We start from the raw sequence: 23,948 nt of genomic DNA, 5'->3' as shown, positions 1-23,948 counted from the left end.
ACGCGGCACCACGACTGCTCCGCCTCCCCATCTCAGCGCCACCTCCCCCGTCTCAGCGCCACCTCCCGCCACCCGCCGCTGACCGCCCGGCACTATTGGTCCTGCGGCAACCACGGCATGCGACAACAACAGCAGGATCTAAAGCACAGGACATAAGCACCTGCCGGATGGTGCTGACGGGTTATCCACAGGCCCCTCCTGGTGGGGCGCGGATCAGGGCAGGGTTGACGCCATGAAATCCAAGCCCCGTCCCCGCTTCTCGCCTCTGTGCAAGGAGGTGCTCGAGCGCCGCACCCGCATCGGACGTGGCGTCGCGGAGAAGCACGCCGGCGTGGCAACTCGTCGGGCGCTGCGGGGAGAGCGCCCTGATCGAGACAGGGCTGGAGCACTGGACACCTGACCGCGAGCTGGTCACCGTCTCGGTGCCGAGCCGTAACAAGAGTCACCCGTTGCCCGGGGTGAAGTGCCATGCGCCGCGCACGATCGGCGCCACGATGACGGCCGGCCTGCCCCGAACGACTCCTGCTGTTGCTGCCATCCGGGCCGCGCAATGGGTCCGGACGGACCGGCAGGCTGCGACGGTCCTGGCCATGGCAGTGCAACAGCGACTCGTGCGTCGCGAGGACCTGCTCGCCTGCTGGGCGTCGGTCTATCGCTCACGGCGTGGAGCCTTCCTGCACGTGGTGATCCGCGACATCTGCGCAGGGGCCGAGAGCCTCGGTGAGCTGGACTTCGCCGCCCTGTGTCGCGCCGCGAAGTTGCCTGCCCCATCACGTCAGGAGGTGCGACACGGGGTTCGGGGCCGTTACTACCTCGACATCTATTGGGAGGACCCCGGCCTGCACATCGAGATCGACGGGTTCCAGCACCAGCTCGGGCTCGCCGTCGTGGACGACGCACTCCGCCAGAACGACCTCGCTCTGACGACCGATGTCACGCTGCGGATCCCCGTGCTCGGCCTACGGACCAGAGCGGCTGATTTCATGACCCAGGTGCGGCGGGCACTGGAGCGAGAGAAATCACGACGAGTGGCCTGACGCGTACACCGCAGCGCCCGGCGGAAGTGGTCCTGCGGCTGTTGTCGCATGCCGTGCCTCCTGCAGGACCAATTTCGCCTGGCGCTGGGACGTTGGTGGCAGCACGCGAACACGGGCACTGCGAGCGACCACCAGGAGAACCCCGCCGTGAAGGGCCACCGTCGGCAAAGCGCAGCAGGTCTGGCGGTGGCCCAGGTGCCCGGCCTCGCGGTGGCCCAGGTGCCCGGCCTCGCGGTGGCCCAGGTGCCCGGCCTCGCGGTGGCCCAGGTGCCCGGCCTCGCGGTGGCTCCACCACTTGAACTGCCGCTGGGACGGAACCGTGAGGCTCTTGGGACCGTCTGTGCCTGTGACAGACTCGGTCCAGCACGACATCGTCGTGCCCAACAGGTGTGCGGCGAGGTCGTGCCACCAGAAGTACAGAGGGGAAGATGGAGTGAGCAACCGATCACAGCAGTTCATTGATGCTGCCCGACAAGTCGCCGGTGGCGCGGACGTCCGTGACGTCGTCGGCCAGTCGCTGCAGCAGGCGGTGGGTGGCAACCAGGGAGGCGGGCCGGACAACGGCTTCGACCTCAACGAGCGGGACTTCCCGGCCGCACGCGCGGAGGGCAGCGCAGCGGGCACGCGGATCAACTCCGAGAACGTCTCGCTCGACGACGCTGCGGAGAAGTTGAGTCGCAGCCACTTCGAGATGGGCTCGAACGGCCCGGTGCACGTCATCACGCCGATGGTCATGCCCAAGGGCCGCAAGATCCGGGCGATGCTCCCGGTCATCCTGCTGATCATCGTCGGCGCCGTGGGCAGCGTCGTGCTGCTCCCGTTCGACGGCATGACCAGCGCCTTGTTCGGCCCGCACTACTGGATCCTGATCGTGCTCCTCGCCGCGTTCATGTGGTGGCGCCAGGGCATGGTGATGGTGCCCGAGGGCTGCACCGCGCTCATCAGCCGCTTCGGCAAGGTCGAGGCCGAGGTCGGTCCGGGCCGCGTCACGCTGTGGAACCCGTGGAAGCGCGTCTCCTACATCGTCAACACCACCCGTGAATACCCGTTCAACGCGCCGATCCGCCAGGCCCCCACCAAGTCGGGCGTGCAGGCCTCGGTCGACCTGTTCCTGCAGTTCCGGATCGTCAACGCCCGCGAGTTCGTCTTCGTGCTGGGTGCCGTCTCCGGTTTCCAGGACAAGCTCAACAACGCCATCTCGGAGACCACGCGCTCGCTGATCTACGACCAGGAGGCCTCGGGCATCTACGACCTGGTCGGCGAGAGCACCGCGCGCCTGCTCGAGCAGTTGAACGTCCAGTTCGCTCCGGCTGTCGAGCTCACCACGGCCAACATCACGCACGCCGAGCCGTCCGCGCAGGAATACCGGATGGACCTGGCAGCCCCCGAGATGATCCGGGTGGCCAAGGAGGCCTACACCTACGACTACGAGCTCAACCTGCGCAAGGAACAGAACGAGGGTGACCTGAACAAGGACCTCGCCTCGCTCAACGAGAACCTCTCGGCGATCCAGGCCGACATCGCGCGCTACCAGGCGCAGATGGACACCGCCCTCGAGCGCGAGACCAACCGTGCCAACGCGATGGCCCGGCAGCGCTTCGTGGAGTCCGAGTCCACGGCGCACGCCAACGCGGCCATGCTCGAGGCCCAGGCCCTGGACATCCGCGCCCTCAGCGCGGCCCTGGCCCCGGAGATCCTGGACTACCGCTATCAGCAGGACCTGCTGGACAAGATGGAGAGCCTGGCCCAGTCCCTGCCGCAGATCGTGCGCGTGGGTGGCGACGCCGAGGGTGTCGACTATCTGCACATCGCGCGCGAGCTCGTCGGCGGTGCGGAGCACAAGCTGTTCAGCGACGAGGACATGGCCGACATCCAGTCCCGCAAGGGCGACATCGCCGAGCGGGTCTCCGGCCGCAAGGGCGAGATCGAGCACCTGCTGCAGGCGCCCGAGGCCACCGAGGTGGAGATCCTCCCGGCGACCGAGCCGGTGGACGACCCCGAGGGTGAGCAGGTCCTGGACCAGATCCGCCGCTCCGTCACCGACGAGGCCGTGACGGCGCAGTTGGAGGAGGTCACCGAGAGCGGCGAGGTCCCGGGAGCAGATGAGCCGGCACAGCCAGGATCCGGTATGCCGACACGCACCCAGCCCAGCACCCCCCAGGGCCCGGGTGGGTCGGGTCAGGAACAGCAGGGCCGGCACCAGCAGCAGGACCCGGCTCAGGGCCAGCGTCAGCAGCCCGGTCAGCACCAGCAGCAGGGTCAGTACCAGCAGGGTCGCGGTCCGTCCGCACCCGGCCAGTTCCCCCAGGGTCCGCCCCCGGGACAGCACCAGTTCCCGGGCGCACCCCAGGGCCGCCCGCAGGGACAGGTCCCGCCGCCCCCGGGTCAGGCCCCACAAGGGCAGTTCCCCCCAGGGCAGTTCCCTCCGGGACAGTTCCCACCGGGACAGGGTGCTCCGAGACCGCAGAACCCGGCACCCCACACCAACGACGCGCAGAACAACGACGTGAAGAACGAGGGTGAGGACCGTGGCTGAGCAGATGGTGGAGCAGACCACCCGCGCAATGCGCGGCCAGGGCATGAGCTCGATCAAGGAGGTCGTCTCCGGCTGGAGCGACGTCGCCCGACTCTTGCGCGGTGGTGACTCCGGCGCGCTGGTGCCGGTCGTCATCCCCCGCGACAACCGTGGCCTGCGCTGGACCACCCTGGTGTGGTTCGGACTGTGGGCCCTGGTCAGCGGTCTGATGCTGATGGGCTCCGACCACGGGACCCTCGGCGGTCTGGCGATCGCCGTGGCCGTCCTGTCCTTCATCGGTGCGGCACTGTGGTGGTGGCGCTCCTCGATCGTCGAGATCGAGGAGGGCACCGTGGGTGTTCTCACCAAGTTCGGTGCGATCAGCGGGCCGGGCCTGGCGCCGGGCCGGCACTACCTGTGGCACCCCTGGGCTCGCGTGGCCTACGTCGTCGACGTCACCACCGAGATCCCGTATGCCGCACCGGTGCTGTCCTCGCCGACGCACGAGAACGTGCCGCTGAAGTCGATCGAGTTCTTCCTGCGCTTCCGCATCGTCGACGCGATCCGCTTCGTGCAGACCATCGGTGCCGGCAACTTCGACCTGGTGCTGTCCAACTCGGTCCAGGACGCGATCCGGCAGCGCAGCCGTCAGGTGCGCACCGAGCGCGCCTACGACCTGCGCGGCAGTGACGTCAAGGACATGCAGGAGCTGCTCAACCGCCAGCTCACCCGCTATGGCGTGCAGATCATGGGTTGCAACATCCCCGATGTCCAGCTGCCCGACCAGTATCGCGAGCACCTGGCCACCCGCGAGCGGGTCGCCAAGGAGCTGGTGGCCTATGAGAAGGAGTGGGAGCTGACGCGCAAGCGCCGCATCGACACCCTGCTCATGGAGATCGAGCGGTCCAAGAAGATCCGTGGCGCCAAGATCGTCGAGGTCAAGGCCTCGCTGAACAAGGCCCGCAAGGACGTCGCGCAGATGCTGGAGGAGCGCGAGACCGAGGCGCAGAAGATCCGCTATGAGATCGAGACCAGCGCGCGCACCAACCTGGTCGCTGCCCAGGGTGAGGCCAAGGCCCAGGAGCAGCTGGCCACGGCCTACCGCGACAACCGTGCGGTCCTGGCCTACGAGCTGGCCCGCCGCCGCCTCGATGTCGGCGCTGCCCTGGCCGAGAGCGCACCGCGACCGGTCATCGTGCACACGGACGCCGGGGCCGGGGACAACTCAGCCCTGTCCACACTGCTGATGGCCCAGCTGCTCCCGCAGATCCAGGCGGGTGCCACCTCGCGTCCGCGTGCGGTGGCGCAGCAGCCGCAGCAGCAGTCCTCCGAGGACGTCGCCCAGGCCGCCGGCAACGTGGCCCAGCGCGCCGTCCAGGCCGTGCGGGGGCGTCAGCAGCGCTGACCCAACCGCCACCAGATTGCCGGAGACCCCGGGCCGCTGACCAGCGGCCCGGGGTTTTCTGTTTGCGCACTCCTTGCGCAACCTTGACCGCGGGCGGGGCCTGAGTGTCGGCCCTGCCCACTAGGTTGGAGTGGATGACTTCGACCTACCTGCGCTATCCCCATCTCCACGGTGACCTCGTCACCTTTGTCGCGGCCGATGACGTGTGGCTGGCACCGGTGACGGGAGGGCGGGCCTGGCGCCTGACCCGTGATGGTGCGCCCGCCCGCAACCCGCGGTTCTCGCCCGACGGCCGGCACATTGCCTTTGTCTCGCACCGCGATGGCCACCCCGAGGTCGTCGTGGTCGAGGTCGCCACCGGAGCGGACCGGCGACTGACCTGGTGGGGCGCGAAGAACACCCTCGTGCTGGGCTGGACCGACGACGGCCGCGTGCTGGTCGCCTCGCACGCCGGAGAGGCCAACTTCCGCCATGTCACGACCCGGGCGGTCTCCCTCGACGGAGCAGTCGAGCGTCTGCACCACGGTCCCGCCTGGGGCGTCGCGGTCCGGCACGACGGTGCGGTGGTGGTGAGCACACCGGGCAGCCGGCAGCCGGCCCAATGGAAGCGCTATCGCGGTGGCACCGCTCCCCGGCTCTGGTTCAACCCCACGCCGTATGCCGAGGCCACCGGCCAGTGGACCCAACTGCTCCCCGACGACGAGGCCAGCCTGGTAGACCCGCTGTGGATCGGGGACCGGCTGGTGTTCGTGTCCGACCGCGCCGCACGCTTCCCCGAGGCGAGCACGGAGCAGGCCAACCTCTGGGTCTGGGACGACCTCGAGGGCGGTCAGCCGACCCAGCTCACCCACCAGGGCCCGGCCGAGGGTTATGTGCGCGACGCCAGCACCGACGGCACGCGCATCATCTGGCACAGTCACGGGGCCCTCTGGCTGCTCGACGACCTGAGCGCCGCACCGCGCCGCCTCGAGCTCGAGGTCCCCGCCGGCCAGCCAGCGGCCCACTCCGCCGACCCCGGCACGGGACTGCACACGATCGTGCCCGACCACGGTGGTGACGCGAGCCTGGTGGGTTGGCGTGGCACAGCCTTCTGGCTGAGCCACCGGGAGGGCCCCGCCCACGCGCTGGTGGCCGACTCCGCCGTCCGCGTCCGCGAGCCCGAGCTCCTCGGCCGCACCGGGCGGGCCCTGCTCGTCACCGACGCCGACGGGGAGGACGCCCTGGAGGTGCACCACCTCGACGGGAGCCAGCCGCCGCGGAGGGTGGCCGGGGGTGCGCTCGGGCGCGTGCTGCATACGGCCTCCTCGCCGGACGGGGAGCACGTCGCCACCGTCTCCCACGACGGGCGGGTCAGCCTGGTCGCCGTCGCCGACGGGGCCATCCGCCCCCTGGCCCACTCCGAGCACGGCGAGCCGCAGACGCTGGTCTTTTCACCCGACGGTCGCTATCTGGCCTGGGCCCAACCCACCCGGGAGAGCGAGCACTTCCAGCTCGTGGTCGTCGACCTGACCACGCAGGACGCCCCGACCGCGCTGACCGAGGGCAACCTCAACGACCACTCCCCCGCCTTCACCGACGACGGCCGTTATCTGGTGTTCCTGTCCGATCGGACCTTCGACCCGACCTATGACAGCCACGAGTTCATGCTGTCCTTCACCGGCTCGACCCGACCCTGGTTGCTCCCGCTGTCCGCGACCGACCCGGCACCGTTCGGGCCCAGCGCCCAGGGGTGGCGGATCAGCAAACCGGTGGACGACCCGGGCGTCGGCTCACCCGCCGGCAGGGGCCATGCCGCGGAGTCCGCGTCGCCCACGGGGCCGACGCCCGAGAAGGCCCCCGCCAGCCCCGACCTGGACGTCGACGGGGCCGAGGAGCGGATCGTGCCCTTCCCGATTCCCTCTGGCGACTACCGCGACCTGCGCGCTGCCAAGGGAGCCGTGCTGTGGGTGCGGGTCGCCGGTGACGCCGGAGAGCTCGGCACCCGGCGGGCGGGCGTGGCCGGTGACCCGACGGCCGACACCCTGGAGCACTGGTCGTTTGAGCAGCGCAAGGTCACCACCGTGGCCGACCGGGTGGACAGCTTTGCCGTCTCCGGTGACGGCGAGCGGATCGTGATCGCCACCAAGGACGAGATCAGGGTCCAGCCCGCCGACCACAAGCCGGAGGACGACTCCGGCGAGGCCGTGAACGTCGACACCTCACGGCTGCGCTTCGAGGTGGACCCCCTCACCGAGTGGCACCAGATGTTCGACGAGAACGCCCGGATCATGCGTGACCACTACTGGCGCGAGGACATGGACGGCGTCGACTGGGCGGGGGTGGTCGAGGGCTATCGCCCGCTGGTGGCGACGCTGCGCACCCACGACGACCTGCAGGATCTGCTGTGGGAGGTCGTCGCCGAGCTCAACACCTCGCACGCCTACGTGATGCCCGCGTCTGCGCCGGGTGACATCGCGCGCAGGCTGGGACACCTCGGGGCCGACCTGTCGCCGGCGGAGGGTGGGTGGCGGATCGATCGCATCCTGCCCGGTGAGAGCACCGACCCCGACGCGCGCTCGCCGCTGCGGGCCGCGGGGGTCGACGCCCGGGTGGGCGATCTGATCGTCGCCGTCGACGGCCGCCCCGTGGACCCGGCCTTCGGACCAGCCACCCGTCTCGTCGGTGCCGCCGACAAGCCGGTCGGGCTGACGCTGCGCCGGGACGGACAGGACCGTCGCGTCGTCGTGGTGCCGATCGCCGACGAGGAGGTGCTGCGTTATCAGGACTGGGTCCGCTCCCGTCGCGACTACGTCCGCGAGCACTCCGGCGGTCGGGTCGGTTATCTGCATGTGCCCGACATGACCAGCACCGGGTGGGCACAGTTGCACCGCGACCTCGGGCGGGCTGCCCGCGCGGAGGGCCTCATTGCTGACGTGCGCTACAACCGCGGTGGTCACACCAGCCAGATGGTGCTCGCGCGCCTGGTCGGTCGCGTCGTCGGCTGGGGCGTCGGGCGGCACTTCTCCACGCCCTACACCTATCCCGACCAGGCACCCCGGGGGCCGGTCGTGCTGGTGGCCAACGAAAACTCCGGCTCCGACGGCGACATCGTCAACGCCGGCGCCCAGGCGCTCGGTCTGGGGCCGGTCATCGGCGTGCGCACGTGGGGCGGTGTCGTCGGCATCGATGGCCGCTTCGACCTGGTCGACGGCACCGGCATCACGCAGCCGCGCTATGCCTTCTGGCTCGAGGGCAAGGGCTATGGCGTCGAGAACCACGGCGTGGACCCCGACATCGAGGTCGTACACACGCCTGCCGACTTCTTCGGTCCGGCCGATCCGCAGCTGGACCGCGCCATCGCCGAGGTCCTGGCCCGGTTGGACGAGGCACCGAGCGCACGGCCGCCTGAGATGCCCGAGGCACGATTCGGCTGACCGCATAGCCGCGCGGTCCCCGGATGCGCCCGTCGCTGTCGGAGTGATCGCTCTCGAAGCGACATCTGTGCAGCGCACGAGATCCCGTCCGGCAGGGGCTGATTCGGCGCCCGGGACGCGCCGTCACCGGAACGTGACCGTCGCGTGACCCCGTCGTGACTCTTTTTGCCCCTGAGCCGCAGAATCTTGCTAACGTCGAAGGGCCTCGACACCGAGCCTGCGCTTTTCGTGACGATGGTCAGTGGACAGATCGTCCCCTGCAGCGTGGGTGAGGTCGAGTTTTGGTTCATCGACCTGGGAGACCTGTGCCTGCACTAGAGGCCAATGGAGTGTTCAAGATTTTCGGGCGCCGCCCCGAGCGAGGGGTGCGCGCCCTGCAGGGTGGTGGCACCCGTGAGGAGCTGCGTGAGCAGGGGCTGACGGCAGCCGTCATCGACGCCAGTTTCAGCGTCGACCCCGGCGAGATCTTCGTGGTCATGGGGCTGTCCGGCTCGGGCAAGTCGACCCTGATCCGCACGGTCAACCGATTGCTCGACCCGACGGCTGGCACGGTCGCCATCGACGGGCAGGACATCAGCAATCTCGACGGTCGTGCCCTGCGCGAGGTCCGGCGCAAAAAGATCAGCATGGTCTTCCAACACTTCGCCCTCATGCCGCACCGCACGGTCGGTGAGAACGCCGCCTATGGCCTGCAGGTGCAGGGCGTGAACCGCAGTGATCGCCAGGCACGGGCCGAGGAGGCCCTGGGCATGGTGGGCCTCGGCGGCTGGGGAGGCTCCAAGCCCGACGAGCTCTCCGGCGGCATGCGCCAGCGGGTCGGGCTCGCCCGCGCGCTGGCGGCGGGCACCGACATCATGTTGATGGACGAGGCGTTCAGTGCCCTCGACCCGTTGATCCGCCGCGAGATGCAGGACCAGCTCATCGACCTGCAGCAGCGCCTGGACAAGACGATCCTGTTCATCACCCACGACCTCAACGAGGCGATGCGTCTCGGTGACCGGATCGCGATGATGCGCGACGGTCGCATTGAGCAGATCGGCAGCGCCGAGGAGATCTTGAACAACCCGGTCAACAACTATGTTGCCGAGTTCGTCCAGGACGTCGACCGCACGCGGGTCCTCACCGCCGCCAACGTCATGGAACAGCCCGTGGCCGTGATCGGCCCCGGTGCCGGCCCGCAGGCAGCCCACAAGCTGATGCGCGAGCACCAGGTCGGCTGGCTGCTGGTGGTCAATCGCGACCGCACCGTGCAGGGCCTGGTCTGGTCCAATGCGATCGCCGCGGCCGTGCGCGAGGGCCGCCAGGAGCTGCCGCTGCACCAGGGCGAGCTGCCGTTCGTCACCGCCGACACCACCCTCAACGAGCTCTTCCTGCCGGCCGCGAGCAGCCCCGCCCCGATCGTGGTGCGCGACGAGCAGGAGCGACTGGTGGGCGTGATCCCGGACGTCACCCTGCTGGCGGCCATGGGCAACACCCACCCCACCGCCAACGGAAAGACAGGCGATGACGCGCCCCTCGGCATACCAACACCGGCACCGACCGGGACGGAGGCACGCTGATGAATGAGGACGACCTGACCTCCGTCGTCCCCGACCTGGCGGTCGGCGAGTGGATCGACACCGGCGTCGACTGGCTGAACAGCACGTTCCGCGAGTTCTTCCGGGCCGTCGCAGACGTCGTGGACACCCTGATCACCGGGCTGATCGACGCGATGCTGCTGGTGCCGCCCGACATCATGATCCTGGTCTTCGCGCTGCTCGGGCTGCTCCTGCGCTCCTGGCAGTTCGCGATCGGGTCGGCCCTGGGCCTGGCCTTCGTCGTCTCCATGGGCATGTGGATCCCGGCCGTCCAGACCCTGGCGCTGGTGGTGATCGCCACGGCTGTCGCCGTGCTGATCGCCATCCCGATCGGCATCCTGGCCGCCCGCAACAAGGTGGTCAGCAACGTGGTGCGCCCGGTGCTGGACTTCATGCAGACCATGCCGGCGTTCGTCTATCTGATCCCGGCCATCCTGTTCTTCAGCATCGGCTATGTCCCGGGCATGTTCGCCACGATCCTGTTTGCCCTCCCGCCGGGTGTCCGCCTCACCGAGCTCGGCATCCGGCAGGTCGATTCCGAGACCGTCGAGGCCGGGCAGGCCTTCGGCGCCACCCCCCGCCAGATCCTGCGCGGCATCCAGATGCCACTGGCCGTGCCGACCATCATGGCGGGCGTCAACCAGGTCATCATGCTGGCTCTGTCGATGGCCGTGGTGGCCGGCATGGTCGGCGCCGACGGCCTCGGCAAGAAGGTCGTGGAGTCGATCTCGACCATCAACATCGGCCTCGGCGCTGAGGCAGGGCTCTCCGTCGTGGTCCTCGCGATCTATCTGGACCGGCTGACCGCCTCCATCGGCGGCTCCGGCACGGACAAGTCCCTGGCCAACATGGTCCGCCGGAGCAGGACCCGATCCGTGGCACAGCGGGCGACGACCGGCATCTGATGAGCACCCCCAACTGTCCGAGCAAGGCCGGCACCCACCGGCTCCCAGAAGGAAAGAAGGAACGATTCCTATGAAGTTGCACCGCAACCGACGCGCCGCGGGCACGCTCGCGTCCGCACTGGCCCTGACCCTCGTCCTCGGCGCCTGCGGCTCCGACGACGGCGGCGACGAGGACTCCAACGACGACGCTGCCGCGGAGGACGAAGGCTCCGACGACGAGGCAGCCGACGACACCGGCAGCGACGACGCGGCTGACGACTCGGCCGACGACACCGAGGCCGGCGGTGAAGGAGCCGGTGGCGAGGCCAGCGGCACCATCACCATGGGCTTCATCCCGTCCTGGACCGATGGTCTGTCCACGGCCTACCTGCTCGAGCACCTGCTCGAGGAGCAGGGCTACGACGTCGAGATGGAGACCCTCACCGAGGCCGGGCCGCTCTACACTGCCCTGGCCAACGGCGATGTCGACATGTATCCCAGCGCCTGGCCCGAGGTCACCCACGCGAACTACATGGAGGAGTACGGCGACCAGGTCGAGGACCTGGGTGCCTACTACCCCAACGCCAAGCTGACCTTCGCGGTCCCGGAATACAGCGACATCACCTCGATCGCTGAGCTCCCCGACCATGTCGACGAGCTGGGTGGCGAGATCATCGGCATCGAGCCCGGCGCTGGCCTGACCGGCGTCACCAAGGACTCGGTGATGCCCACCTACGGCCTGGACGACTTCACGCTCGTGGAGTCCTCCACGACCGCGATGCTCGCCCAGCTCAAGGACGCCACAGACAACGAGGAGCCGATCGTGGTCACCCTGTGGAGGCCGTTCTGGGCCAACAGTGCCTTCCCGGTGAAGGACCTGGAGGACCCCGAGGGCGCGCTCGGTGAGGCCGAGGCCCTGCACTTCCTGGGCACCAAGGGCTTCGCCGAGGAGTTCCCGGAGGCCGCCGAGCTGATCGGCGGGATCGAGCTCGACGACGAGCAGTACGGCGCCCTCGAGGACATGGTCGTCAACGAATACGGCGAGGGCAAGGAAGCCGAGGCCATCGACGCCTGGCTGGAGGAGTACCCGGACGTCATCCCGGTGCCCTGATCTCTGCCTGAAGCACATAACAGGGCCCCGACCGCACCCGCGGTCGGGGCCCTGTTGTGTCGTCGCGGGACGTCTGCCCGGGCCGGGCACGGTGACCGGTCTCACCAGCAGAACGGCCCTGAGCACCCACCGCAGCCGGGTAGACTAGAGATGCACAGGGTTTGAGCGCCAGGGGTGGGATGGCGCGCCCTCGCTGTTCTCCCCGGAGGCTCCTCGTGTCACCCCTCGCGTCCTATCGACGCCTGTTCGCCCTGACCGGACCGATGTATGTCCTGGTCGCCTTCCTCGGTCGCCTGCCCCTGGCCATGTCCCAGCTCGGCGCCCTGCTGCTGGTCTCTGGCGTGACCGGCTCCTATGGCGCTGGTGGAGCCACCGCCGGTGCCCTCGCGGTGGCCAACGCCATCGGGTCCCCGCTCGCTGGCTCCCTCACCGACCGTCTCGGACAGCGCCCCGTCCTGCTCGTGCAGTCCGTCGTCGCCTCCCTGGGCCTGATCGGGCTGGTCCTGCTCGCGGGCAGTTACGAGTCGGGGCAGGCCTGGTGGCCGCTGCTGGTGGTCGCGGCGGTCGCCGGCGCGTTCACCCCGCAGGTCGGCACCATGGCCCGGGTGCGCTGGCGCCCGATCAGCCGTCAGGCCGGTGTCGAGCGCCGCGACGTGGTCGACGCGGCCTTCTCCTACGAGGGCGCCGCCGACGAGGCCTCCTTCGTCCTCGGCCCGGCCCTGGTGGGCGTGATCGGTGCCCTGCTCAACCCCAGCGCCGCGATCGTCGCCGCGGGCATCCTGCTGGCTGCGTTCGGCACCTGGTTCGCGATCCACCCCACGTCAGCCCTGGTGGGCCGCGCCCCGCGGGCGACGACCCCGGCCGGGCGCCTGCTGACGCCCTCGCTGCTCTTCCTGGCGGCTGTCCAGTTGTCGGTCGGCATGATCTTCGGCTCGGTGCAGGCCGGCACCTCGGTCCTGGCAACCAACGCCGGTGAGCCCGGCCTGACCGGTCTGTTCCACGCGCTGCTCGGCATCGGCAGCGTGCTGGCGGGTCTGGCCGTGGTGGCAGTGCCGGACACCTATGCGTATGAGGGCCGCCTGCGCGCCTTCACCATCGCCCTGGCCGTGCTCGTCCTGCCCATGCTGGCCGTCGACAACCTGGGGATGCTGGCCGTCGCCCTGCTGGTCCTCGGCGTGGCCATCGCCCCGACGATGATCACCACCTTCACCCTCGCCGAGCGGATCACCCCCGTGCGCCGCCTCGGTGCGGCGATGACGATCCTGGCGGCCACGACCGGCCTCGGGTATGCCGTGGGGTCCAGCATCGCGGGACAGCTCGCCGACTGGGGTGGTCACCGGCCAGCCTTCGTGGTGCCCGTGGTCGCGGCGTGGCTGGCGATGCTGCTCGCGCTGACCGGTGCCCGCACCCTCCGCGCGGCCCAGGCCACCCCAAAAAATGGGGAGGTCTCGCACGCCCCCACCACAAAAAGATAAAGGTCTCGCACGCCTCCCCCGGAAAAAGATAAAGGTTTCGCACGCCTCCTCGGAAAAAGATAAAGGTGTCGCACGCCCGCACCGCCGCTTAGGAGAGGTGTGGCCCGCCCGGCGCGACGTCGCGGACATAGCGCGAGATCACCCGCACCGGCTCATAGCCCACCGCGACATAGAGCCGATCGGCACCCGTCGGGCTGGTCGAGTCGACCTCGAGCTCGCTGATCCGGCACCCCGCCTCCCGTGCCGCCCGCAGCGACCCCAGCAGCACCTGCCGGGCCAGGCCCCGGCCGCGGGCCTCGCGGCGGGTGCCCACCAACTCCACATGGCTGACACCGGGCTCGTTCTCCGCCGCGACGGCATAGGCGAGGACCCGCTCGCCCTCCACCACGAGCCGGCTCTGCTCGGGTCGCATCGTCGAGGACTTGCCCCAGTGCTCCCACATCTCCGCGGAGATCGGGCTGAAGTTGCGGTGGTCCCGGAAGGCGTCGTTGTGCGCGTCCCTGATCTCCTCCTGCCGCGCCCGGTCCAGTCCCACGGACACCGACTCTCCGCCCGGGTCGACCCAGTCGGCCAGCGGCACCTGCATGGTGATGAAGTAGTTGTCGGGCGCGTAGCCCCGGTCCTCCAGCAGACGCTGGCCCGAGGAGTCGGGCAGCCCGCCGGACGTGCGCAGCCGCAGCGGCTCCCCCGGGTGCCGCTCCCCCGCGAGCTCCGCGGCCCGGGCCTCCAGCCGGGTCAGCAACTCGGTGCCGATGCCCTGCTCACGGTGATCCGGGTGGACCGCGCCATCGACGCTGGCCATCGCCCGCCCGTCGACCAGCGTGTCCCGGCAGAAGGTGCTGCCCAGGGCGACCAGGTCCGCGCCGTCCCAGGCCGACACGGTGTCCGTCGAGGGGTCGAAGTGCGGAGCCTGAAACATCTCGGCGGTGGACTCCTGCGTGGTGACCGCTCCCGTGCCGTCCCGCTCACCGACCAGGTTGGTGAAGGCCACCACCGCAGGGACGTCGTCACGGGACACAGTTCGCCAGGTGAGGGTCATGGCGGCAATTCTGCCTCCTCTCCCCGGAGCGCCACCACGCCATTCCACCGCGGCCGGTGCGCCGGACGTCCGCGGCGCGCCTCGGCATACGCTCTCTGGCATGAGTTTCACGGGCATCCCGCACGACGCCGCCGACTTCTATGCCGAGCTCGAGATGGACAACAGCACCGGCTTCTGGCAGGCCAACCGCGAGCGCTATGAGACCAGTGTCCGCGGCCCGATGACCGCGCTGCTGGACGCCCTGGAGGACGAGTTCGGGCCGGCCAAGATCTTCCGCCCGAACCGGGACGTGCGCTTCTCGGCCGACAAGAGTCCCTACAAGACCCATCAGGGTGGTTATGTCGCCGCAGGCACCCGATCCGGTTGGTATGCCGAGGTGTCGGCTGACGGGTTCCGTCTCGGGGGTGGGTGCTATGCCATGGACCCCGCGGTGCTGGCCGCCTATCGCACGGACGTCGACGGTCCTCGGGGCGCCGAACTGGAAAAGATCGTGAGTCGGTTGCGCGCAGCCGGGTGGGAGGTTGCCGGCGACCGGCTCAAGACCGCCCCACGTGGCTGGAGCCGGGACCACGAGCGGATCGAGTTGCTGCGGCACAAGACGATCTCGGCCATGCGGTGGATCGAGGACGGCGACGTCGTCACCACCGCGGCACTGGTGGAGCAGGTGCGCTCCGACTGGCGGGCCGTCCGGCCACTGGTCGAGTGGTTGCGTCCCGTGACCGCCGCCTGACCGACCGGCCTGCGCGGCGGGGTGGTGCGACGGCGACGTTGCGATGGCGAGGCGCGCAGCCGTCCACGCGCGTACACCCAAACAGGCAACGTCACGGTAACCACTCCACGTCAGGTCGCTGACCTGCGGTTTTGCGAAGTGGCTTGTGACGTTGCCTGTTCGGGTGCACGCGATCTTGGTGGTGCTGGGCTCAGTGGTGCTGGGCTCAGTGGTGCAGGCGCGGTATCCAGGACGGGCCGGTATGGGCCCGCTTGCCGAGCAGCGTGAGCACCGCTGGGAGCAGCACTCCGCGCACGATCGTCGCGTCGATCAGCACCGCGACGGCCAGGCCCACACCGAGCTGCTTCATCTCCAGCATCGACAGCGTCCCGAAGATCGAGAACACCCCGATCATCACTGCGGCCGCAGCAGTGACGACACCGGCCGACCGGGCCACTCCCCGGCGGACCGCCCGCCGCGGCGAGTCACCGGCGTCGAAGGCCTCGCGGACCCGACTGGTGACGAAGATGTGATAGTCCATCGACAGTCCGAAGAGCAGGACGAACAGCATCATCGGCAGCCAGGAGGCGATCACTCCGGTCGAGGTGAAGTCGAGCAACCCCTCGGCCCACGTGCCACCAAAGACCAGAGTCAGCGCGCCATAGGCTGCTCCGACCGACAGCAGGTTCAGGCCCACGGTGGCCAGCGCCAGGGTCGGTGACCCGAAGGACACCAGCATCACCAGCAGCGAGAGCACCAGCACGAAGCCGACGACCCAGGGCAGGCTGTCGTCCATCCAGCTCGTCAGGTCAACCACCGCTGCCTGCCCGCCCAGGTGCACGTCGACCCCGGGCACGTCGGACAGTTCGGCCCGCACCTGCGGGAGCAGTTCAGTGCGCACCCGCTCGACGGTGGGCGCTATCGCGTCGTCGCTCGGGGTCACGTCGATCCCGAGGTTCCAGGTGCTGACCGTGCCGTCCAGGGACTGCTCGACCTCACCGGCGGCACCAGAGATGTGCGTGATGCCCTCCGCCTCGCCCGTCGCCCCGAGGAGTGCTGCCTCGACCTCGTCCGCGGCCTCCGCCGGGGCGCGCACCACAACCTGCAGTGCATCGGACTCTGCGGGGACGGCTGCCTGAAACTGGTGATAGGCCTGCACGCTCTGGAGGTCCTGCGGCAGGGCCTCGACGTTGCCGATGGCGGTCTTCATGCCCAGGGCCGGGGCCGCGAGGGCCACCAGCAGTCCGCCCACGACGGCCACGGAAGCCAGCGGTCGGCGGGTGACGATGCCGGCCAGGTGACCCCAGAACGAGTCCTCCGAGCCGCGCCGGGCCTCCCGTCGACGGGTGAACGGCAGGCGGAGCGCCTCGACCTTGTCGCCGAGCAGGCTCAGCAGGGCAGGGAGCACGGTGACGGCAGCGATCACGGCCACGCCGACGACCAGCATGGCGCCCAGGCCGAGCGAGGTGAACATCCCACCGGCCACGAGCATCCCGGACATCGCGATGACCACGGTGAGGCCCGAGATCAGGACGGCGCGGCCGGCGGTGGCCCCTGCGATCCCGATCGAGTCCAGCACCGAGGCACCGGCGTGCCGTTCCTCTCGGGCTCTCCGCAGGATCAGCAGGGCATAGTCGACGCCCACTGCCAACCCGATCAGCAGCACAATCGCCTGGCTGTTCTGGTCGACCGGCATCCAGTTGGACACGATCGCCGTCAGCCCGAGGGCGGCTGCGACGCTGCCCAGGCCGACCAGCAGGGGCACCCCGGCGGCCACGACGGCACCGAAGGCCAGCAGCAGGATGATCAGGGTCGCGGGGATCGCAAAGAGCTCGGCCCGCTGGAAGTCCTCGCCGACGGTGTCGTTCATCTCCTGGTCCAACGATGTCTGCCCGAACTGGGAGATCGTGAGGTCGCCGTGGGCGGCCGCGAGGTCGTCGGTTGCCTGGAGTGAGTCGTCGATCTCGAGAGCGACGCCCTCCCCGTCGTCGGCAAACTCCAGAGGCAGCACGATGCTGCCGTCCTGGCCGGGGAAGGCATCTCCCACGGCGATGACGCCGGGAACGGTCTCGTAGGTGGTGATCAGCTCGGAGCCCAGCTCCGCGGCGCGGTCTGGTGACAGCGGCCCCGCCGGGTCGCTGACGATGATGAACTCGGTCGGCACGTCCCCGAAGTCGGCGCCGTCCAAGATGTCATAGGCCTCGGCGGAGTCACCGACCAGCTGGTCGTTGGAGCTCTGGGTCGTGATGCCCACCGTGCCCAGCACCCCGACGGCACCGAGCACGAGCAGCAGTGCCGTGGCCAGCACGGTCCAGCGGTGCCGTGCGGACCACAGCGCCAGTGGGCTGCGGGGGAGATCTGGGCGGTAGGCGACCTCATCGGTCGCGGACGGCACCTCGTGCTCCGATCCTTCGGGAGCGGCGGGACGCACCAACGCGTCGGTCTGGTTCTGGATCATGCTTCAAGCCTCCCGAGCCAGCCTCGCCAACACACTGGCGCGAACACCCAGATCGGCACGGGGGGTAACCCCACTGCGACCCGGTGGTCTGCAGGCTGCCGGCCGCCCGGCGCGATCCCTAGTGTTGAGGCATGTCTACCGCCGTGGCGTCACTCCGCCCCACCCTGGTGCAGTCGTGGCTGCGTGGGTGGCGACACATCGCCTTCCTCGTGCTCAACCTGCTGACCGGCACCCTCGCCGTCGGCATCGCCGTCGGCGTCCTCGTCGGGTCGGTGCTCGTGGTGGTGGCTGGCGCCGGGCTCCTCCTGCTGGTGCCTGCCCTGTGGCTGGGCTGGTGGTTCGCCAAGGAGGAGCTCGCCAGGATCGAGGCGTTCACGGGCCGACGGATCACCCTGCAGCCCGCCTCACACAGCAAGGGCTGGATGGTCGCGCTGGGGTTCACCCGGACGCACTGGCGGGCTGCGGCATACGCCGCCCTGCACGTGCTCTGGGGGCTGTTCTCCGGGGTGCTGGTCTCCGGCGCCCTCTCCGGAGGCCTCGCTGTCCTGGCGATGCCGCTGTATCTCGACCGCATGCCGGCCGAGGGCACGCTGCGCCTGTTCAGCCTGTTCTCGCTCGACTCGACCCAGTCCAGAGTCACCATCTGGATCCTCGCGCTGGCCGTGCTGGCGATCCTCCCGCTCGCCGCCCGCCACCTCACCTGGGTGGACGCCACCATCGCTCGCCTCACCCTCGGCGAGGACCCGGACGCGGAGATCGCGCAACTGTCGGAGCGGGTCGAGGCCCTCACCACCTCCCGGACCGAGACCGTCGACTCGGTGGAGTCCGAGCGGCGGCGCATCGAGCGGGACCTGCACGATGGCCCACAGCAACGGCTGGTCGCGATCGCGATGGATCTCGGCATGGCGCGCGAGCGTCTGGCCCACGACCCCGAGGGCGCCCGAGAGCTGCTCGACAAGGCCCACCTGGCCTCCAAGGAGGCCATCGTCGAGATGCGTCACGTCGCGCGCGGCATCACGCCGCCGATCCTGGCCGATCGCGGGCTGGATGCTGCAGTCTCCGCGCTGGCCGTGCGCTCCCCGGTCCCGGTCACGGTCGAGGCAGGCGAGGTGGGCCGGCTGGACCCCACGACAGAGGCGATCGGCTACTACTGCGTCTCCGAGCTGCTCACCAATGTGGCCAAGCACTCGCAGGCCCGGCAGGCCACGGTGCGCCTCGACCTCCACCAGCACCTGACACCGCCCGCCCTGGTCATTCAGGTCGAGGACGACGGAGTTGGCGGCGCCGACCCACGCGGCGGCACCGGCCTGGTCGGCCTGCGACAGCGCGTGTCCTCGGTGGACGGCACGATCGCGGTCCGCTCGCCCACTGGCGGCCCGACCGCCGTGCTGATCCACCTGCCCGCCCGACCCGCCACCACCCCTGAGCAACCCACCTCCACTGAGCGACCCACCACCACTGGGCAACCCACGACCACTGGGCAACCCACCACCACTGAACAACCCACCCCTGAGGAGATGCGATGACAACGCCCGTGCAGGTCGTGCTCGCCGAGGACTCGGCCCTGCTGCGCGAGGGCCTCGTGCGACTGATCCGGGAGGGTGGGTTCGAGGTGGTCGAGGCCTGCCCCGACGCCGCGACCTTCCTCGAGGCCGTCGATCGACACCGGCCGGGGCTGGTCGTGGTCGATGTCCGGATGCCGCCCACGTTCACCTCCGAGGGCATCGTCGCCGCGCTGACGGTTCGCGAGCGTCATCCCGACACGGCCGTGCTGGTGCTGAGCCAATACGTCGAGGAGCAATACGCCACCGAGTTGGTGGCGAGCCACGCGCGGGGCGTCGGCTATCTCCTCAAGGACCGGGTCGCCGACACGGCCGACTTCATCGCGGCGCTGCGCGACGTCTCCGCCGGCGGGACCGTGCTCGACCCCGAGGTGGTCATGCAGCTGCTGTCCAGGGCGCGCAACGCGGACCCCCTGGGGCGGCTGACCCCGCGCGAGCGGGAGGTGCTCGGGTTGATGGCCGAGGGCCGCACCAATGCGGCGATCGCCCGGGGACTGTTCATCGGAGAGGGTGCGGTCGAGAAGAACGTGTCCTCCATCTTCACCAAGCTCGACCTGCCGCCGACTGACCAGGACCACCGCAGGGTGCTGGCCGTCCTGCGCTGGCTGGAGCACGGAAACCCTCAGGAGCAACCATGACCAGCTCGGCCAAACGCACCTTCCGCATCGTCGGCGGGATCCTGGCCCTCGTCATCGTCATCGGGCTGGCGATCCCCGCCGTGGGACGGATCCTCGGTCGCACCGAGACGACCACCGACGACCTGCCGGCCGGGCTCACCAGCCTGTCCCTCGACGGCGACGTCGGCGACATCGAGGTGGTGGCGGGCGCTGCGGGTGAGCAGCCCCGGGTCGTCGCCACGGCCGCCTACGGTTTCTCCAATCCCGACGTCACCATCTCGGTCTCCGGCGACACAGCTGCCCTGTCCGCCACGTGCCTGACGATGTGGCTCGACAACTGCTCGGTCCGCTGGGAGGTGGTCGTCCCCACCGACACGGCGGTGGCGATCGACAACAATGTCGGCACCATCGAGGTGGCCGGCCTGGCCGGCGAGCTCGACGTCACCACCGATGTCGGCGGCGTGGCAGCCGTCGACTTCACGGGGGAGCGAGTGTCGGTCCACAGCGACGTGGGCGACGTCAGGATCGCCGCGACCGGCGCACCCCAGGAGGTGACGGCCAGTTCCGACACCGGCGACGTCGTCGTGGAGGTGCCGGACGACGGCACGGCCTACCGCGTCTCGACGACCACCTCGCTCGGCACGGTCCGCAACGACCTCGGCTCGGACGAGACCCAGAGCCGCCTCATCGACGTGCGCACCTCTGTCGGCGACATCTTCCTGCGCCGCGCTGACTGACTGCTCAGGCCTCCCGGATCATCGTCAGGTGCATGATCCCGTCCTCGTCATAGTCGGGGCCGGAGCGCTTGAAGCCGAACCGTCCATACCACTGCTCCAGCTGGACCTGGGCGCCGATCTCGGTGCGCCGGTTGCCAATTCGCTCCAGCGCCAGCCCCATCAGCTGCGCCGCGTAGCCGTGTCCACGGTGACCCTGCGCCGTCACGACCCGGCCGATGCGTGCGACGTCGCCGTCGTCCAGCACCCGCACATAGGCCGCCATCTCCCCGCCCACGTCCACCCACAGGTGCTCGGTGGTCGGCTCGTCGTCACGCCCGTCCAGCTCGGGATAGGCACACTCCTGCTCGACCACGAAGACGTCGACGCGCAGCCGCAACACGGCATACAGCTGGTCGGTGGTGAGGTCGGCGAACGAGGCGACCCGGAGCTCTGGTTGCGTCATCACCCCAGCGTATGCCGAGGCGCACCTCATCCCGTTCCTCACCGTTCGGCCCGTGGTGAACTGGCTCAGGGCGAACTGGCTCGGGGCGAACTGGCGCGGGGTGAACTACCGTCGTCCCTATGACCATCGAGCCGGTGGATGCCCTGCGACGGATCGCCTTCCTGCTGGAGCGCAGCCGCGCCTCGACCTACCGGGTGAAGGCCTATCGCCAGGCCGCGGACACGCTGCTCGCGATCCCGGAGGCTGAGGTCCGCGAGCGGGTGCGCAAGGGCACGCTGAAGCAACTGGAAGGCATCGGGCCGTCCACCGCTGCCGTCATCGAGCAGGCCGCGGCCGGACGCGACCCGGACAAGCTGACCGAGCTCGAGTCGACGGTCGGCGGCCCGCTCGTCGAGGGCGGCGAGCGGGTGCGTGACCAGCTCCGCGGCGACCTGCACAGCCACTCCGACTGGTCCGACGGCGGGTCCCCGATCCAGGAGATGGTGGCGAGCGCGATGGAGCTCGGGCACGACTATCTGGCGCTGACCGACCACTCGCCGCGGCTCACCGTCGCCAACGGCCTCACCGCCGCGCGACTGACCCAGCAGCTGAAGGTCGTCGACGCGATCAATGCCGCTGTCGGAGAGGACTTCCGGCTGCTCAAGGCGATCGAGGTCGACATCCTCGACGACGGGTCCCTGGACCAGACCGACGAGCTCCTCGACCGGCTCGACGTGCGGGTCGCCTCGGTGCACTCCAAGCTCAAGATGGAGTCCGCGGCGATGACCCGCCGGATGGTCGCGGCAGTGCGCAACCCGCGGACCAACGTCCTCGGACACTGCACGGGTCGGTTGGTGACCGGCGATCGCGGCAAGCGGGCGCAGAGCACCTTCGACGCGAGCGCGGTCTTCGCCGCCTGCGTCGAGAGCAACACGGCCGTGGAGATCAACAGCCGACCCGAGCGCAGCGACCCACCGGACGATCTGCTCACCCTCGCGATCGAGTCAGGGTGCCTGTTTGCGATCAACACCGACGCCCACGCCCCGGGCCAACTCGACTTCCAGGCCTACGGTTGCGAGCGCGCCGAGCGCCTGCGTGTGCCGGTCGAGCGGGTCGTCAACTCCTGGCCCCTGGACCAACTCCTCGACTGGGCCACACCCTCCTGAACTGGGCTCACGGGACCCGTTTTGGCAGCAGCCGGATCCGTCACGTATGCTCTGTCACTGTCCTCGACGGATCCGAGCTGCGCTTGGCGGCGAGGGGGCGGCAGGACGGGTCCCCATCGTCTAGCGGCCTAGGACTCCGCCCTTTCACGGCGGCAACACGGGTTCGAATCCCGTTGGGGATGCGTGGTTTGACACCACTGGTCTTCGGACCGAGCAGGAACAGGTAGCCTTCACGGGTTGCTGCACAACGGCCTGACACCAGGCCCCGTAGCGCAGTTGGTTAGCGCGCCGCCCTGTCACGGCGGAGGTCGCGGGTTCGAGTCCCGTCGGGGTCGCCGAGAGGCGCCGTCACCCACCAGGGTGCCGGCGCCTTCGTCGTGCCTGAGCCTTCTCGCACAGAGTGCCTTCCTCGTTTCCGGAACGAAGTGGGAGATCCTGGCGTCGTAGCCGCAGAGCTGCCACCGCACCGGAGGATCACGACCATGCGCTTTCGCCTCACCACGATCGCCGCCACCACGGCCGCCACCGTGCTGCTGACCTCCGCCTGTGGGTCGATCTCACCAGCACAGTCCGCGGCCGAGGAGTTCGAGTCGCACTTCACCTCGACCTACCCCGACGAGGTCCTCGAGGCGGTCACCACAGCGTCGGGCAAGTGGCCCTGGGCCCGCGGCGACATGTCCGGGTCACTGGTCCTGGCCGACGACACCAGCCCGGAGCAGCTGGCCACGATCCTGGACGACGTCACCGCCTGGGCGCCAGAGGAGAACTCCAGTTATGACGGCGTCGGCGTCCTGGCCAACGGCCTCTGCCTGTCCAGCTCCGATCCCCAGCTGGAGCACAAGCACCTGCTGCGCGACCGGCTGTATGCCGAGGGGCTGGCCCTGCAGGGCACGTGGCCCTGCCCGACGTGGCTGAGCGGGACGACGCAATACACCGGCACACTGGCCGAGCTGATGCAGGACACCGAGACCGTCCGCAGCCTCTGGACCGAGGCCGACGGCGAGCTGCGGGTGGTGGCAGCGGTCAACACTCCGCACGGTGCCGTGGACCACGTCTGGACGCAGATCCCCCAGACCGCGCACGAGGTGCTCACCGCCGTCCGCCAGGAGCACCCGCTCCGGACCTTCGAGCTGACCGACGCCGGCCTGCGGGTCGCGGTGACGGCCACGACACGGATCGATGAGCTGCAGGAGCTGGCCGACGGCGTCGCCGGGGCCGACCTGATCGTGGAGGTCATGCAGGGCAGCCTCGACGCGGACAAGGCCGCACAGATCGAGGAGCTCGCCGCCGTCGTGGATCAGGTGCGCGCCGTCCCCGGCGTGACCGCAGCTGAGGTGCCGCTGCCCGGTCAGCTCGTGATCGGGGTCGAGGACAGCGCGGCGATCCGGGCAGCCCACGAGGCGGCGACCACCCATCCGGACCTCGGTGCAGCCAGGGTCGAGATCACGCTCGATGCGCAGGACCCGGAGGACGAGTGGGCCCGGCACCGCTATTTCTGGGCGCAGGGCGGCACCGAGGAGGCCCTGGATGCCTTCCTCGCCCTGACGGCACACGACACCGTCTCGTTCGTGAGTCTCAGCAACACCCCCGCGCCGAGCGCATCGGTGAACCTGACTGTCCCCCTGGCTGACGGCTTCGCCCACCTGAAGCCGGCCCTGCCCGATGGGCTGCCCGTCGAGGTCTCCGGCAGCGACGCGTTGGCCAGCGTCGAGTTCACCGCGGCCCGCACCCTCGCCCCGGACGACCTCACCTCGCGCTTCACCACCCCGGACCTCGACCAGCTCGCCAGCGACTGGAACGCCGCACCCTGATGGGACTCGCC

The 23,948-nt window shown here is 69.8% G+C and carries 17 protein-coding genes and 2 tRNA genes; 16 read left to right on the top strand and 3 right to left on the bottom strand.

Features of this window, described 5'->3' with window-relative positions; translation table 11 throughout:
* The first annotated feature begins 305 nt into the window (after positions 1 to 305).
* The 8 genes from NF556_RS03010 (at position 306) to NF556_RS02975 (ending at position 13,417) form a co-directional block, all read left to right on the top strand.
* The gene (locus NF556_RS03010; RefSeq protein ID WP_252594020.1) at positions 306 to 1,037 is read left to right on the top strand and encodes an endonuclease domain-containing protein; all 732 of its coding nucleotides are present in this window, start codon (positions 306 to 308) and stop codon (positions 1,035 to 1,037) included.
* A gap of 433 nt (positions 1,038 to 1,470) precedes the next feature.
* Positions 1,471 to 3,573 (top strand): SPFH domain-containing protein, encoded by a 2,103-nt coding sequence (locus NF556_RS03005; protein ID WP_252594019.1) that lies wholly within the window; start codon positions 1,471 to 1,473, stop codon positions 3,571 to 3,573.
* Positions 3,566 to 4,957: an SPFH domain-containing protein gene (locus tag NF556_RS03000; protein ID WP_252594018.1), complete on the top strand. Its 1,392-nt coding sequence runs from the start codon at positions 3,566 to 3,568 to the stop codon at positions 4,955 to 4,957. The genes NF556_RS03005 and NF556_RS03000 overlap by 8 nt, the downstream gene beginning before the upstream one ends.
* 134 nt (positions 4,958 to 5,091) lie before the next feature.
* Positions 5,092 to 8,370 carry a S41 family peptidase gene (locus tag NF556_RS02995; protein WP_252594017.1) on the top strand — a complete coding sequence of 1,093 codons (3,279 nt, stop codon included), beginning with the start codon at positions 5,092 to 5,094 and terminating at the stop codon, positions 8,368 to 8,370.
* Between the two features lie 305 nt (positions 8,371 to 8,675).
* The gene (locus NF556_RS02990) at positions 8,676 to 9,929 is read left to right on the top strand and encodes a quaternary amine ABC transporter ATP-binding protein (protein ID WP_252594016.1); all 1,254 of its coding nucleotides are present in this window, start codon (positions 8,676 to 8,678) and stop codon (positions 9,927 to 9,929) included.
* Complete coding sequence (locus tag NF556_RS02985) at positions 9,929 to 10,852, top strand: ABC transporter permease (protein WP_252594015.1); 924 nt, start codon at positions 9,929 to 9,931, stop codon at positions 10,850 to 10,852. Before NF556_RS02990 ends, NF556_RS02985 begins: the two co-directional genes overlap by 1 nt.
* Positions 10,853 to 10,922: 70 nt before the next feature.
* On the top strand, positions 10,923 to 11,942 hold the full coding sequence (locus NF556_RS02980) for a glycine betaine ABC transporter substrate-binding protein (protein WP_252594014.1): 1,020 nt from the start codon (positions 10,923 to 10,925) through the stop codon (positions 11,940 to 11,942).
* A gap of 215 nt (positions 11,943 to 12,157) precedes the next feature.
* On the top strand, positions 12,158 to 13,417 hold the full coding sequence (locus NF556_RS02975) for an MFS transporter (RefSeq protein ID WP_252594013.1): 1,260 nt from the start codon (positions 12,158 to 12,160) through the stop codon (positions 13,415 to 13,417).
* A gap of 88 nt (positions 13,418 to 13,505) precedes the next feature.
* Here the strand turns inward: NF556_RS02975 and NF556_RS02970 are convergent, their stop codons facing one another.
* A complete protein-coding gene (locus NF556_RS02970) occupies positions 13,506 to 14,456 on the bottom strand; it encodes a GNAT family N-acetyltransferase (protein WP_252594012.1) in 951 nt (316 codons plus the stop codon).
* A 100-nt stretch (positions 14,457 to 14,556) separates the two neighbouring features.
* On the opposite strand from NF556_RS02970, the gene NF556_RS02965 reads away from it, so the two are divergent.
* Positions 14,557 to 15,186, top strand: a complete 630-nt coding sequence (locus tag NF556_RS02965; RefSeq protein ID WP_252594011.1) for a DUF2461 domain-containing protein — start codon at positions 14,557 to 14,559, stop codon at positions 15,184 to 15,186.
* Between the two features lie 205 nt (positions 15,187 to 15,391).
* Here the strand turns inward: NF556_RS02965 and NF556_RS02960 are convergent, their stop codons facing one another.
* Positions 15,392 to 17,623, bottom strand: a complete 2,232-nt coding sequence (locus NF556_RS02960; RefSeq protein WP_252594010.1) for an MMPL family transporter — start codon at positions 17,621 to 17,623, stop codon at positions 15,392 to 15,394.
* 131 nt (positions 17,624 to 17,754) lie between these two features.
* Here NF556_RS02960 and NF556_RS02955 point away from each other — a divergent pair, with 131 nt between their 5' ends.
* The 3 genes from NF556_RS02955 to NF556_RS02945 are packed head-to-tail and all read left to right on the top strand — an operon-like array spanning position 17,755 to position 20,539.
* Positions 17,755 to 19,149: a sensor histidine kinase gene (locus tag NF556_RS02955; RefSeq protein WP_252594009.1), complete on the top strand. Its 1,395-nt coding sequence runs from the start codon at positions 17,755 to 17,757 to the stop codon at positions 19,147 to 19,149.
* Positions 19,146 to 19,823: a response regulator transcription factor gene (locus NF556_RS02950; RefSeq protein ID WP_252594008.1), complete on the top strand. Its 678-nt coding sequence runs from the start codon at positions 19,146 to 19,148 to the stop codon at positions 19,821 to 19,823. The genes NF556_RS02955 and NF556_RS02950 overlap by 4 nt, the downstream gene beginning before the upstream one ends.
* Positions 19,820 to 20,539 carry a DUF4097 family beta strand repeat-containing protein gene (locus NF556_RS02945; protein WP_252594007.1) on the top strand — a complete coding sequence of 240 codons (720 nt, stop codon included), beginning with the start codon at positions 19,820 to 19,822 and terminating at the stop codon, positions 20,537 to 20,539. The genes NF556_RS02950 and NF556_RS02945 overlap by 4 nt, the downstream gene beginning before the upstream one ends.
* 4 nt (positions 20,540 to 20,543) lie before the next feature.
* Here NF556_RS02945 and NF556_RS02940 read toward each other — a convergent pair whose 3' ends face one another.
* Positions 20,544 to 20,981 (bottom strand): GNAT family N-acetyltransferase, encoded by a 438-nt coding sequence (locus NF556_RS02940; RefSeq protein ID WP_252594006.1) that lies wholly within the window; start codon positions 20,979 to 20,981, stop codon positions 20,544 to 20,546.
* A 119-nt stretch (positions 20,982 to 21,100) separates the two neighbouring features.
* Here NF556_RS02940 and NF556_RS02935 point away from each other — a divergent pair, with 119 nt between their 5' ends.
* From NF556_RS02935 to NF556_RS02920, 4 genes are all read left to right on the top strand, one after another.
* On the top strand, positions 21,101 to 22,126 hold the full coding sequence (locus tag NF556_RS02935; protein ID WP_252594005.1) for a PHP domain-containing protein: 1,026 nt from the start codon (positions 21,101 to 21,103) through the stop codon (positions 22,124 to 22,126).
* Between the two features lie 109 nt (positions 22,127 to 22,235).
* Positions 22,236 to 22,308 (top strand) — tRNA-Glu (locus tag NF556_RS02930).
* Between the two features lie 79 nt (positions 22,309 to 22,387).
* Positions 22,388 to 22,461, top strand: a tRNA-Asp gene (locus NF556_RS02925).
* A 147-nt stretch (positions 22,462 to 22,608) separates the two neighbouring features.
* Positions 22,609 to 23,937 (top strand): hypothetical protein, encoded by a 1,329-nt coding sequence (locus NF556_RS02920; RefSeq protein WP_252594004.1) that lies wholly within the window; start codon positions 22,609 to 22,611, stop codon positions 23,935 to 23,937.
* The last annotated feature ends 11 nt before the right edge of the window (positions 23,938 to 23,948 follow it).

It is taken from the genome of Ornithinimicrobium faecis (genome assembly GCF_023923225.1).
GTDB lineage: Bacteria > Actinomycetota > Actinomycetes > Actinomycetales > Dermatophilaceae > Ornithinicoccus > Ornithinicoccus faecis.
The sequence above is the reverse complement of the archived record's forward strand: the minus strand, read 5'-3'. Positions and strand labels throughout refer to the sequence as shown.

Excerpts from the sequence above, each read along its gene's own strand:
- NF556_RS02995 (WP_252594017.1), top strand. The coding sequence starts at position 5,092 with ATGACTTCGACCTACCTGCGCTATCCCCATCTCCACGGTGACCTCGTC.
- NF556_RS02985 (WP_252594015.1), top strand. The coding sequence starts at position 9,929 with ATGAATGAGGACGACCTGACCTCCGTCGTCCCCGACCTGGCGGTCGGC.
- NF556_RS02980 (WP_252594014.1), top strand. The coding sequence starts at position 10,923 with ATGAAGTTGCACCGCAACCGACGCGCCGCGGGCACGCTCGCGTCCGCA.
- NF556_RS02970 (WP_252594012.1), bottom strand. The coding sequence starts at position 14,456 with ATGACCCTCACCTGGCGAACTGTGTCCCGTGACGACGTCCCTGCGGTG.
- NF556_RS02965 (WP_252594011.1), top strand. The coding sequence starts at position 14,557 with ATGAGTTTCACGGGCATCCCGCACGACGCCGCCGACTTCTATGCCGAG.
- NF556_RS02960 (WP_252594010.1), bottom strand. The coding sequence starts at position 17,623 with ATGATCCAGAACCAGACCGACGCGTTGGTGCGTCCCGCCGCTCCCGAA.
- NF556_RS02955 (WP_252594009.1), top strand. The coding sequence starts at position 17,755 with ATGTCTACCGCCGTGGCGTCACTCCGCCCCACCCTGGTGCAGTCGTGG.
- NF556_RS02950 (WP_252594008.1), top strand. The coding sequence starts at position 19,146 with ATGACAACGCCCGTGCAGGTCGTGCTCGCCGAGGACTCGGCCCTGCTG.
- NF556_RS02945 (WP_252594007.1), top strand. The coding sequence starts at position 19,820 with ATGACCAGCTCGGCCAAACGCACCTTCCGCATCGTCGGCGGGATCCTG.
- NF556_RS02940 (WP_252594006.1), bottom strand. The coding sequence starts at position 20,981 with ATGACGCAACCAGAGCTCCGGGTCGCCTCGTTCGCCGACCTCACCACC.
- NF556_RS02935 (WP_252594005.1), top strand. The coding sequence starts at position 21,101 with ATGACCATCGAGCCGGTGGATGCCCTGCGACGGATCGCCTTCCTGCTG.
- NF556_RS02920 (WP_252594004.1), top strand. The coding sequence starts at position 22,609 with ATGCGCTTTCGCCTCACCACGATCGCCGCCACCACGGCCGCCACCGTG.